Consider the following 11,396-nt stretch of genomic DNA (forward strand, 5'->3'; position numbering starts at 1 on the left):
ATAACAACAAACGTCGCCAAGAAACACTTAACGGCATGACCCCCAACGAATATGGGTGCCATGCCGTTAAGAAAAGTGCATAAGCATTTTAATTATTTAAGTTGTCTACTTGACACGGAGTAGTTCCCAGTACTTTTTTGTTTTTTATGTTCTATTTTATTTTAGTATTGCCTTTTGCTAAAACCATCTTGAATTCGCCATTACTGGCCAAAGTACGTATTCCTGAGTTTATTCAAACTTTTTTATATGCCCAGCCTTTGTATGCCCTCTTAATGACCTTAATTTATCTTGGGCTAGCTTATGTCGGAATTCGCCTGATCCAAGTACTGCCGTTGATGGTCTTACACCAACAGCCGGCATTCACCGCGGTCAAACGCAGCTGGCAATTAACTCGACACAACGTTTGGCGCTATTTTTGGCGACTATTAGCCCTCTCAATTTTGAGTACGTTATTTATGTTTGGCTTTACATTGTTGATCTATCTACTGCAACTTTATCTAGATCAGCAACACACCCAAATCGCCTTTGCTGGGGCCGTGTTCAACATGAGCCTAGTTAATATTTGGCAAAAATTTGTTAGTGTCTTTACATTAGTCATGGTCAGCTTGATTTTGATCTTTGCTTTGAATCGTCAAATGCCCGAGCCTAAACGAATGCTCCCGATCAATCAACCTGTTAAGCTTAAACGCTGGCTGCGTATTGGAGCATCACTATTTGTCTTACTCTATTTAGGCATCAATGTTCTGTTCAATATCTTTTATTTACAAGGCGTTGTGCTACAGCCGCCACTGACCATTTCCCATCGTGGCGTTGATGATGGCAATGGTGTCCAAAACACAATTCCAGCGCTCATCAAAACCAGTCATGAAAAACCGGATTACGTGGAGATGGATATTCATGAAACCAAAGATCACCAATTCGTGGTCATGCACGATGAAAATTTAAAAGCGCTGGCGGGTATTGATAAAGCGCCCTATCAGCTGACGTTAGCCCAATTGAAACAAATTACCGTTCGAGAAAATGGCCACCAAGCCAAAATTGCCAGCTTTGACGACTATTTGACGGCTGCTAAGCAGCAAAGTCAAAAGTTACTGGTAGAAATCAAAACTACACCACATGATAGTGCAGCTATGCTGACTAATTTTATTCAAAAATATGAAACGACTTTATTGAAGCACCATGATCGTATTCATTCTTTAGACTATACCGTGGTTCGGCGGTTGAAGCAGCAGGCACCCAAATTATTTGTCAGTTATATCTTGCCTTATAATTTAAGTTTCCCACAAACTAAGGCTAACGCTTATACCATGGAAGAAACCACGCTAAATAAGCGTTTTGTGAACACCGCACATCAACGCCGCCAGGAAGTCTATGCTTGGACCGTCAATGATGATTCTGAAATGACCCGTGTGCTTTTCTTAAACGTCGATGGCATTATCACAGATAATTTGCATCTGCTAAAGACAACAATCAAAGCTGATACGCAGCACCCCAGCTACGCCCAATTATTACTGATCTATATTAACGAATTACAAGTCGTTGCTGATCCAACCGACACTCCAGAAAATTAAGGTTTAGTCTAATTCCGTAAAAGTTTATAATAAAAGTAATAATGTGATGTGACAGGAGGATATACGGTGGCATTTAAACATAGATCTGGAAAAGATGAAGTAATCTCGCAAAAAAGCCCGAAAATCGACCTAGCTAAAATCAAAGCTGAAGAAAGCCAGTCTCAAGCCACGCCAAAAGCTGCTGCCTCTGAAACACAAGCTAATATTTCTGCTGACAAAATTCGCACGCAACTAACAATGGCTAGTGATGCTGACCAAAAATTGCAGCATCATGCAGCAAATACTGCACCACAAGGGCATCAAGACAGCGTGGCCCAATTAACTAGTCTTCGTCAAGAAGCCGAGAAGAAAGTTCAACGGCTCACATCAGAACTGGATCAAGCAACATTTACACTCAAAGACCGCCTGCTGCAAGAACAACAAGCTTTGACCAAAATCACGCATAAATTGTCTAATAATCTGCAAACTGAGTTGGCTGGCGGCACCAATGCCTTCGACACAAATAACCTACATCAGGCACAGCAGCGCGATCTGAATGAATACCAAGCAAAGCTGCAACAAGTTAAAACGCTGCAAGCAACTTATTTCAATGGCAGTACTTTTGTGCGCCCGCTATCTTTCAATCCCAGGGTCAGCTACTACATCCTAAGCCCAGATTTAAAAGCTGATCTAAGTGAAGTGGACCGTTTCTCCCTACGTCGTCTAAAGGAAACTTTTAGTGCGCATGGGGTGACTTTAAACGCCATCACAACCGCCTATAATGCTGATTTGACTCACGTTTGGGCTAGTTATCAAGATACTGGCCTAGTGGCACCTAAAGCAAAAGTTATCAATATGTATCAAGATTTACAAACAAGTGCCATGGAGACGCCTGTCCAAAGGGTACCCGTCCCAGATCAACCAAATTGGATCCACCACATTGATGGTAACAGTGAAGTAATCACAGACCAACATCAGACTAAAATTATGACGATTCGCCGCCGGGAAGATCATTCTTTGTGGTTGATCACGTATTACTTCAATAGCCAACCTATCAAACGAGATATCTTTGACACTCATGGTCAACTTTCTGCCACCCAAATGATTGATAAAAAAGACGGTCAATCTGTAACCAGCGAAACATTTTATCGCGACAACGGCTCCATCGCCCTAGTTAAAGAATATGATCACGATAGCGTTCAGATTCAATTATTAAACGAAGCCAACATTCTTATGAATATCTTTACTTCCGAACAGGAATTGATCAGTTGGTGGTTAACGAATCGCGTGTTCAAGACCGATAGTTGCATTGTCTTAGGGTTAACCGACCCACTACTCGCACAACTCAGTAAGCTGCATTTACAACACCTAGAACTGCTGCCGCTGGTGACTGACAAAGACTTAGGCACACCAGCGTTTGAGGCATTATTCCAAGGCCAACAAACGATTAGTAATATTTTAGCTAGTTCAGTGACTGTCAATCAAGCTGTGGTCAAGTACATCAATGATCTTCGTATTTCAACGATTATTCCAACCAAAGCTACCACCCAACCTATGAACGTTATTTTGCCGAAACTTTCGTAAATTGATCTGAAATTCAAACAACCAAAAAACCGCCAAATAGATATCATGTTCTGTTTGACGGTTTTTTATTAATTAATGAATTTATGTGCTATACCAGAGATAACGTCTGATAATCAAACACAAAAAATAACCGCAAGTATCCAGACTAATAACGCCCCTTTTTAACGGCTAAAGTCTATAATAGAACTAATTTAAGCACGTACGAACTTTGGGGGCGTTCATATGACGGCAATTCTAACAACTGAAAATTTAACTTATCAAGTGCAAGATCACCTTATTTTGGATCGCATTAATCTGTCATTTGCTAAGGGTCATTACGTCACGATTCAAGGCCAATCAGGATCAGGTAAGAGTACGATTCTGCGCCTATTGGCCAATTTGATCTCGCCAACAGCTGGACAGATTCGCTTTAACCAGCAGCTGATTACCGAACTAGACCCGATCCAATATCGGCGGCAAGTATCTTATTGTTTTCAGCAGCCCGTTCTCTTTGGCACGACTGTGGAAGATAATTTGCGTTTTCCTTTTATCGTCCGTAATGAACCTTACGACCAAAAGCGTGTAGTGGCTGCTTTAGCTGCTTTTAACCTGTCCAGTGACACTTTAACTCAGAAAAAAGAAGCCCTATCTGGGGGTGAACGGCAACGCGTTGCTTTAATTCGCAATGTGATCTTCCACCCACAAATCTTACTCTTAGACGAAGTCACTACCGGATTAGATGAAACCAATCAACAATTGATTTTACAGTGGTTACAGCGCCTCAATCAAAGTTACGGCATCACTATGATTGCTGTTACCCACGATGCCACTGAACTCGCACAAGCTAAAACGTTGGTCAAAATCGAACACGGTCAAGTTACGGAGGTTCGTACCCATGCATAATTTACAAGTTAGCAATATGACCCTATTATTATCCGGATTATTGGTTCTGATTGCCTTATTGCTCAGTTATCGTCAACGTATCGGCTTAGAAAAAGATATGATTATTGGCGTTATTCGTGCCGTTATCCAGCTATTTATCGTAGGCTATGTTCTAAAATATCTCTTCCGTGTCAACAATGTTTGGCTGACGTTAGCGATGTTGTTAGTGATCATCATCAATGCAGCTTGGAATACAAAAAAGCGGGCTGATCATATCAGCCACGCTTTTGAGATTTCTTTATTAGCTATTTTTGCCAGCACTGGTGTTACCTTAGGCGTCTTGGTCATTTCCGGCTCCATCAAATTTATCCCCGCTCAAATGATTCCAATTACCGGCATGATTGCCAGCAATACCATGGTCGCCATTGGTCTATGTTACCGCAATATGAACCAATCTTTTGCGGATCAGCGCCAACAAGTTTTAGAGAAATTAGCTTTGGGAGCCGACTTACATTTGGCATCATTATCTTTGATCAAAGCTGCTATCAAAACGGGCATGTCACCAACGATCGACTCTGCCAAAACAGTTGGTCTCGTCAGCCTCCCCGGCATGATGTCAGGTCTGATTTTCGCCGGTGTCGATCCCTTACACGCTATCCAATATCAAATCATGGTCACTTTTATGCTGATGTCGGCTACTAGCATTGGCTCGGTGATCGCTTGTTACCTTGGCTACCGCTCATTTTATAACGATCAAAAGCAATTGCTTTGATTCACCCCTAATCCTACTTTTTATGCTTAAAATATAACCAAACAGGCAGGGCTATTAGTAGATTGATGATCAATGGTAATGCACAGTATAGCCAAACGCGCCAGCCGGAATAGCCTTCAATCCCCACAAAATAGCCAATTAAGATCAATGTTATCAATAGACCTGCAATTGGTAACCCATATATGAAATAGTGTCGCATCTGAATGATCACACGCTTTGAAGCCATCACTTAGACCACCCTTCAAAACTAAGATCTAGTTTGAACAAAAATCGAATTATGTGCCCAATTTATGACTAAACTTCAAATTTAATTTGAACAATGTATGCACTGGGTAGCGACCTACTTAGCGCTATGATAAATTGGAAATGGTATCAACCGATTATTAGTAAGATTGTGTGGTGTGATATGACAAAAATACGGCAAAAATATCAACACTTCTGTTATTGGTATGCTAGTGTTTCCTTATGGCAACGTATGCTGTGCAACACGCTGTTTTTTTCACCAGTGATTATTAGTTCATTGATCGTACATAGTTTGAGATCAGCGATTTTGTATTTCACAATAGGCATTAGCATCGCTATTCTCTACACGTTAAGGAATTTATAATGCTGCTGATTTAACAAAAGGTATGTCTAAATAAATGCGTAGAGCCTGCAGCTACTTTTTGAAACAAATATTTATAAGCAGATTCTAAAAAGTGTTTGTTTTGTAATAATTAGGCAATTGATTCTCGGTATAATACCGAGAATCAATTGCCTAATTTTGCTTATGAACCGGGACAGCAATCAAACGGATCCACCGTAAAGAGAGAGTAGGAGAATGGAGAATGAACCAAACGCGAAAAACGGGTGTAGCCCTATTTAGCTTGATTATTCTAATCGTGATAGGGGGATGCAGTGGAAAAAAGGAGACTACGACAACAAAGCGACAGTTTTCGCCAATCACCTATCTGCAAAAAGCAGATCGAAAGGCTATTGCGTCGAATAAACATCAAGCGGCTAACCAATATCGTAATGTGCCCACGCTTCAATATGAAGATCAGAGTTCATACGTTGCATTAGTACCAAAGAACTTGAAAATAGCTAATCAGCAAGGGATTTATTTTATTCTTGCACGTGTTGTACAAGCTACGCCAATAACAGTTTCTATGCTACAACCCAGGACGCAAGTAACCATGCGTGTCGGCGCTGTGCTTTCCGGTAAGGGCATAAAACCCAAATCAAAAATTAACGTTGTCTACTCAGGTGGATATATGACATTTACACAATTTAGCCAGTATTTTGCTGCTGAAAGAAAACCGTCTGGCTTGGCACCAAGTGACATGGTATTAACTCAGAGAACAGACCAATTTATGCCAAGTATTGGTGATACGATTGTTATTGGTGTGCGCCGCCTCCCATATAAAAACGGTTCTCAAGAATATCAAGCTGCCATTCACCAGGCAAGATTGACGTCTGCATATGTCGTAGCACAAACAGACACTTTGCAGTGGGATGTTAACTTGGCCAAAAGAACGATGCGTTCTCGTAATCCACAAATGCGCCAGCAAAGTGATATAAATCCCGGATATTTCAAAGACTTGAAAGGCATACAGCGAGAAATCAGTCATAAGCTGCATTTAAAAATTATTTCCTAGTGGCAGTAATTTTGTACCTGAGTACTACGCTAACGCCTTGCAATTTATAGGGGCTTTACGCAATTATACCTTTTTAATTATGCCAGATTTGACTTAAAGACGTTCAAATCATCAGTTTTCTCACCAACCTACCCGATAATTCGCACGCGCTAAACTAGAGCGTCCCTTCTGCCATTTTAGCTAATACTGGCAACGACGGGATGAAAAATTCGGCGCCGGTGATTGGCGTACTAAAGTCCAAAAGCCGATCACTTTTTTCAAACATATTATTTAACATCCTTAAGGTCACATTAAAATGCCGCGCATAGCCAATAAAGTAAGTGCCTGTCTGTTCAGTGGCTGGTTCAGAAAATGGTACGTTCATGCGGATGATCTTGTGTTCAACACCATCTTTATTATCCTGAGAAGCCACATTATGGGCATTCGGTGCTTTAGCGGCATCATCCAATTCTAAATCAGAGAACTTCTTGCGTCCGATTGCTGCTTCCTGCTGCTCAGTTGTTAATGCCTGCCAAGCAGCCATATTGTGTAAATATTTTTGAGCGAATGCATAAGAACCATTGATATAAGCTGGATCTTCATCACCAATCAAAGCATAGTCGGCAGCTTCATGGAAATCAGGATTTTCTGTGCCATCAATGAACCCAATGATTGCCCGACCTTCAAAATAACGAAAGCCATGGGTCTCATCTTCTACTGTTGTCTCGTCTTTAATAAAAGTCATAATTTGCGCCATCACTTCATAAACAACTGCTTGCTCACCGGCTCGGACATGGAAAAATAAATCGCCCGGTGTCCCTGGTGCTGTATATTTAGGGCCTTCAACACCGCGGAATTCACGCAATTCTTTCGGCTTTTTCACATCTGGAAATAAATAACGCCAGCCTGAAGCGCTGATGCCAAAAGCTATCGCTAAGACACTTTTAGGATAACGGATGCGCATGCTTCGCGTAATAGCAGGTATCCTGGCAGCTAATTCTTGAAAAGCCGCTTTTTCCGCGGCTAAATTCTCCCGTTTAAATGATAACACTGTAAAATCGATATTTTCTCCGGCATCTTTATAGACATCTTGTGCTTCACCGATACTAATTGGCATAACTTATCCCCTCCAATGATTACACGCTGATTGTAGCATAAGTTGCTAAAATACTGGCATTTGACGACTTAAAACCATGAATAGCAAACTAACAAAATAAATTTATATATTTATAACCTTTTTCTTTGCCTTTTATCCTAGCTGGCCGTAAAATGACCTTGAAATAATTAGTAAGTTACGCTTGGGTTTGTTGAATTGGGGTGAAAAAAATGAGTCTTGTCTTTGGGGCTACCTCGTTAGCAGTCACAACTTTGTCACGTATTCAATTCGCAATGACCGCCATTGTTCACTTTTTGTTTGTCCCAACTTCAATCGGTTTGCTGTTAGCTACGCTAATTTTTGAGATGCTTTATGCTTATGGTCATCATGATACTGAAAAATGGGGCCGATTGACCTTATTCTTCAGTCGAATTTTCTTCTTTAGTTTCGCTACAGGTGTCGTTACCGGCCTAATCATGGAATTACAGTTTGGTATGAATTGGTCAGCTTTTACCAAGATGATGGGTGATATTGCTGGCGTACCACTAGCAATCGAAAGTATGATCGCCTTTTTTATCGAATCTACTTTAATTGGTATGTGGCGTTTCACTTGGGGCAAACTCAATAAACGCGTTCACGCTTGGTTCGGTGTGGCTCTGTTGATTGCATCGATGTTCTCAATTGTTTGGATCATCAGTATCAATGCCTTCATGCAAAACCCTTATGGCTACCACATGGAGGGCAATCGAGCACGGTTGGATAGTCTGATCTCCTTATTACAAAATCCTCAGTACCGACCAGAAGTCCTGCACGTTTTGTTTGCAGTACTGATTCTTGGCGGTCTAGTTACTGCCGGTATTTCCGCTTGGCAGATCCTCCACAAATGCGATACTAAAGCCTTTAAAGCCGCTGTTCAAATTGGCTTATTGATTGCATTACCCGCTGCGATCGTACAACCACTGCAAGGTGACGATCAAGGTGCCGCTACAGCAGCGTTACAGCCGATGAAGTTCAGTGCCATTGAAGCGCGCTATGATAACGCTGGTTCTGCCACAACAGGGGCACCTTGGGCAGCCGCCGCTTTAATTAATGAAAAAAATCGAACTGTTAAATCTATCGATATTCCAAAAATGGGCAGCTACTTTGCTGGCGGCCAGTTCACTGGCATGGTTCCTGGTATGAACACCATTGCTAAAGCTTACCATGCTAAATTTGATGCCAAAATTGCCAAGTCCTATGACGGCCAAATGCAGTACTATCCACCCGTTCACTTACTCTACTGGACGTTACGCTGGATGGTCTATGCGGGCTACTTCTTCATTATCTTCACGATGCTAGCTACGATTATGCTCCATCGCAAGAATAAGGGGATTGAAGCGCACAAAAAGACTTTAAGAACACTGGGTATCATCATGTGGTTCCCATATTTGACCACAACATCTGGCTGGGTCGTCGCTGAAGTCGGCCGCTATCCGTTTGTCGTTTATGGCGTTTTAACACAATATGACAGTGTTTCTCCAAGCCTGACAGTGGCTCAAGTAGCAACATCGATCACGCTATTTGCCCTTGCAGATATTTTCTTGATCACATCAATGATCACGTTGTCTCATCGCGCTTTGAAGCAGGGTCTGCCAGAACTGACAGGTGACTACGCTGATGAAACCGTTACTGTAGATCCGTTCTCAAAGGAGGCCTTCCATCATGCTTGAGTTGACGAACTTACAGGTCATCTTACTGGCCGTGATCGCCATCGAACTCGTCTTATTCTTTGTGCTCAATGGTGCTGACTTTGGCGCTGGTGTGGCAACTTTATTTGCTAATAATGACGCCCAACAGCGTAATGCCATTGTCAAAGTCTCTGGCCCAGTTTGGGGTGGCAATGAAGCTTGGCTTGTTGTTGCGTTGGCAACAATGTTCGCTGCTTTTCCAGGCTGGTACAGTGCGCTTGCTTCTGGCTACTATCTCGTTTTCTTGCTTGTTTTATTCTTCTTTATTTTCCGCGGTGTTGCTTTTGACTACCGCAACCAGTGGCATGCCAAGGCAATGAACCGCTTCTGGGATTGGGGGCTCTTCTTTGGTAGTCTCGTGCCGCCATTTCTGATTGGCTTGGTCTTTACCTCAAGCTTCAGTGGCATCCCGATTAAAAATGGTTTTGTGTATGCCAACTTCTTTGATATCGTAACGCCATTCTCGTTGGTAGGCGGCTTGATGGCCGTTATTTTAAGCCTAGATATTGGTCTAGCTCGAGTCATAAAAAAAGTGCCCGTGAATTTAGCCACAAAATTAATGCATTATGCGCGTATTACCAATTTTCTAGTTTATCCTTTCTTCCTACTCGTATTGATTCTGTTACCGATGAAAACACACTTTTTTGCCAACCATCCCGCTGCTGTAACTTTCTTATTGCTGTTGACAGCCGTTGCAACCATTGTTCAAACTTGGGCCATGCATCATTTCCACGCTAAAACAGCTTTCTGGCTGGCAGTCGTAATGATGGGTAGTTTTATTCTAAGTCTTTTCATTGGTGTTTTTCCAAATTTGATTGTCGGCGTGAATCCAGCAACCACAATCAACGCAATCAGTGCCGCCAGCGGTCGCGAGTCCCAACTTTGGGTGGCTTGGCTGCTAGGCTTCTCCGCCCCGATCATGATTATTGTTCAAGCTTACGCCTATCATCTGATCAACCACTACTACAATACGCCTGCTTCGGCAATGGATTACTAAATTAGAGGTGACTGAACATGGCTAAAAAAATTAGTTGGAATATCTTCTGGGGATTGCTGGTCTTCTTTGTTTGGCTTTATCAACTCTTCTGGCCCCTAGTTTGGGTACCTCTTGTCGGGCATTTCTGGGGCTCCGTTATTATATTCGCCTTTGATGGCATCATCTTAGCCTTTGCCATTCGAGCAACTGTGAAAGGTTATGGGCGGAATTAAAATTATCTAATAAAAAACGTCAGCACAGTGATGAACTGTAAGCTGACGTTTTTTATTCAACATATCCGTAAATTTACAACCCCAACATATCTTTTACATAAGGTAACAGGCTTTTATAGGCTTTATCGCTAATTTGATTCACAATTTCCCCATGCCGTGAAACAAAATCAAAATTCTGTAATTGCCATAGTGCAATATAACCTTTAACCCCATCCTTACGACCGCCACTTACTAAGATAGGTAAATAATGCGGGTTATTCACATACCTATCCGATGTGGTAATCGGCATTGCCAAAATCATGCCAGTTGCTCTTGTATAGCTATTTGAACTCATAACTACCATGTGTCTTCTGATATTACCACTTTTAAGCGCGTGTCCACCATATTCCTTACCTGAGTGTGGCTCTGCATCTATAATAACGATATCTTTTTGTTGTGGTAGTCTCACTCTTCTAACCGTTCCTTCCCAATTGGATCAAGCGGTTGTAATTCAGGGTCGTCTACCAAATCTTTTTGAAAGTCATATTGTAACCAATCAGGATCATCAAAAATATTTTGTTTCTCAACGGGCTGATAAACAATCGAGCCATCTGGCCGATTTTCAACTTTGTACTTACTACCCACACGATCTTTTAAGTCGGATGGCACTGTTAATACAAGACTATTGCCAGACTTTCTTAACGTCACCAATTTACTCACTTAAAATCACCTCATTTTTATTTCAGCCTAAGTATATCCTAAAATCAAAAGTATGTAAATACATATGTATATACATTATGAATGTATCAGCAAGTCTAATTCATCAGGATTTGTAGCAATAACGCCTTTATAGAGCATATTAAAAAGACTGAGCCGGAACTACTCCGTGTCAAGTAGACAACTTAAATAATTAAAATGCTTATGCACTTTTCTTAACGGCATGGCACCCATATTCGTTGGGGGTCATGCCGTTAAGTGTTTCTTGGCGACGTTTGTTGTTAT

General features: G+C 41.6%; 11 protein-coding genes and 1 pseudogene. 8 read left to right on the top strand and 4 right to left on the bottom strand.

Annotation, left to right across the window (positions count from 1 at the left end):
* Positions 1-134: 134 nt before the first annotated feature.
* From FHQ08_RS13320 to FHQ08_RS12090, 4 genes and pseudogenes are all read left to right on the top strand, one after another.
* A pseudogene (locus FHQ08_RS13320) lies at positions 135-1,571 on the top strand (glycerophosphoryl diester phosphodiesterase membrane domain-containing protein); the annotation flags it as partial.
* 66 nt (positions 1,572-1,637) lie between these two features.
* Positions 1,638-3,134 (top strand): hypothetical protein, encoded by a 1,497-nt coding sequence (locus FHQ08_RS12080; protein WP_230914639.1) that lies wholly within the window; start codon positions 1,638-1,640, stop codon positions 3,132-3,134.
* A 222-nt stretch (positions 3,135-3,356) separates the two neighbouring features.
* On the top strand, positions 3,357-4,016 hold the full coding sequence (locus FHQ08_RS12085) for an ABC transporter ATP-binding protein (protein ID WP_230914640.1): 660 nt from the start codon (positions 3,357-3,359) through the stop codon (positions 4,014-4,016).
* Complete coding sequence (locus FHQ08_RS12090; protein WP_230914641.1) at positions 4,009-4,767, top strand: ABC transporter permease; 759 nt, start codon at positions 4,009-4,011, stop codon at positions 4,765-4,767. The genes FHQ08_RS12085 and FHQ08_RS12090 overlap by 8 nt, the downstream gene beginning before the upstream one ends.
* A 13-nt stretch (positions 4,768-4,780) precedes the next feature.
* Here FHQ08_RS12090 and FHQ08_RS12095 read toward each other — a convergent pair whose 3' ends face one another.
* Positions 4,781-4,993 carry a hypothetical protein gene (locus FHQ08_RS12095; protein WP_230914642.1) on the bottom strand — a complete coding sequence of 71 codons (213 nt, stop codon included), beginning with the start codon at positions 4,991-4,993 and terminating at the stop codon, positions 4,781-4,783.
* Positions 4,994-5,594: 601 nt separating this feature from the next.
* On the opposite strand from FHQ08_RS12095, the gene FHQ08_RS12100 reads away from it, so the two are divergent.
* Positions 5,595-6,404, top strand: coding sequence for a hypothetical protein (locus FHQ08_RS12100; protein ID WP_230914643.1), 810 nt, complete (start codon positions 5,595-5,597; stop codon positions 6,402-6,404).
* 154 nt (positions 6,405-6,558) lie between these two features.
* Here FHQ08_RS12100 and FHQ08_RS12105 read toward each other — a convergent pair whose 3' ends face one another.
* Positions 6,559-7,500 (bottom strand): Dyp-type peroxidase, encoded by a 942-nt coding sequence (locus FHQ08_RS12105; protein ID WP_230914644.1) that lies wholly within the window; start codon positions 7,498-7,500, stop codon positions 6,559-6,561.
* A 209-nt stretch (positions 7,501-7,709) separates the two neighbouring features.
* Between FHQ08_RS12105 and FHQ08_RS12110 the strand changes: the two genes are divergently transcribed.
* From FHQ08_RS12110 to FHQ08_RS12120, 3 genes are read left to right on the top strand one after another with little or no spacing between them, the layout of a single operon-like run.
* Positions 7,710-9,188 carry a cytochrome ubiquinol oxidase subunit I gene (locus tag FHQ08_RS12110; protein ID WP_230914645.1) on the top strand — a complete coding sequence of 493 codons (1,479 nt, stop codon included), beginning with the start codon at positions 7,710-7,712 and terminating at the stop codon, positions 9,186-9,188.
* Positions 9,181-10,203, top strand: a complete 1,023-nt coding sequence (gene cydB, locus FHQ08_RS12115) for a cytochrome d ubiquinol oxidase subunit II (RefSeq protein ID WP_230914646.1) — start codon at positions 9,181-9,183, stop codon at positions 10,201-10,203. Before FHQ08_RS12110 ends, cydB begins: the two co-directional genes overlap by 8 nt.
* A gap of 17 nt (positions 10,204-10,220) precedes the next feature.
* Positions 10,221-10,415 (top strand): hypothetical protein, encoded by a 195-nt coding sequence (locus FHQ08_RS12120; protein WP_230914647.1) that lies wholly within the window; start codon positions 10,221-10,223, stop codon positions 10,413-10,415.
* 73 nt (positions 10,416-10,488) lie between these two features.
* Here FHQ08_RS12120 and FHQ08_RS12125 read toward each other — a convergent pair whose 3' ends face one another.
* Together FHQ08_RS12125 and FHQ08_RS12130 are read right to left on the bottom strand one after the other, a co-directional pair.
* Positions 10,489-10,863, bottom strand: a complete 375-nt coding sequence (locus FHQ08_RS12125) for a type II toxin-antitoxin system PemK/MazF family toxin (protein WP_230914648.1) — start codon at positions 10,861-10,863, stop codon at positions 10,489-10,491.
* Positions 10,860-11,114 carry a hypothetical protein gene (locus tag FHQ08_RS12130; protein WP_230914649.1) on the bottom strand — a complete coding sequence of 85 codons (255 nt, stop codon included), beginning with the start codon at positions 11,112-11,114 and terminating at the stop codon, positions 10,860-10,862. Before FHQ08_RS12130 ends, FHQ08_RS12125 begins: the two co-directional genes overlap by 4 nt.
* Positions 11,115-11,396 lie beyond the last annotated feature (282 nt).

The organism is Agrilactobacillus fermenti (assembly GCF_021030645.1).
Lineage (GTDB): Bacteria > Bacillota > Bacilli > Lactobacillales > Lactobacillaceae > Agrilactobacillus > Agrilactobacillus fermenti.

Excerpts from the sequence above, each read along its gene's own strand:
- cydB (WP_230914646.1), top strand. The coding sequence starts at position 9,181 with ATGCTTGAGTTGACGAACTTACAGGTCATCTTACTGGCCGTGATCGCC.
- FHQ08_RS12095 (WP_230914642.1), bottom strand. The coding sequence starts at position 4,993 with ATGGCTTCAAAGCGTGTGATCATTCAGATGCGACACTATTTCATATAT.
- FHQ08_RS12105 (WP_230914644.1), bottom strand. The coding sequence starts at position 7,500 with ATGCCAATTAGTATCGGTGAAGCACAAGATGTCTATAAAGATGCCGGA.
- FHQ08_RS12100 (WP_230914643.1), top strand. The coding sequence starts at position 5,595 with ATGAACCAAACGCGAAAAACGGGTGTAGCCCTATTTAGCTTGATTATT.
- FHQ08_RS12085 (WP_230914640.1), top strand. The coding sequence starts at position 3,357 with ATGACGGCAATTCTAACAACTGAAAATTTAACTTATCAAGTGCAAGAT.
- FHQ08_RS12110 (WP_230914645.1), top strand. The coding sequence starts at position 7,710 with ATGAGTCTTGTCTTTGGGGCTACCTCGTTAGCAGTCACAACTTTGTCA.
- FHQ08_RS12090 (WP_230914641.1), top strand. The coding sequence starts at position 4,009 with ATGCATAATTTACAAGTTAGCAATATGACCCTATTATTATCCGGATTA.
- FHQ08_RS12120 (WP_230914647.1), top strand. The coding sequence starts at position 10,221 with ATGGCTAAAAAAATTAGTTGGAATATCTTCTGGGGATTGCTGGTCTTC.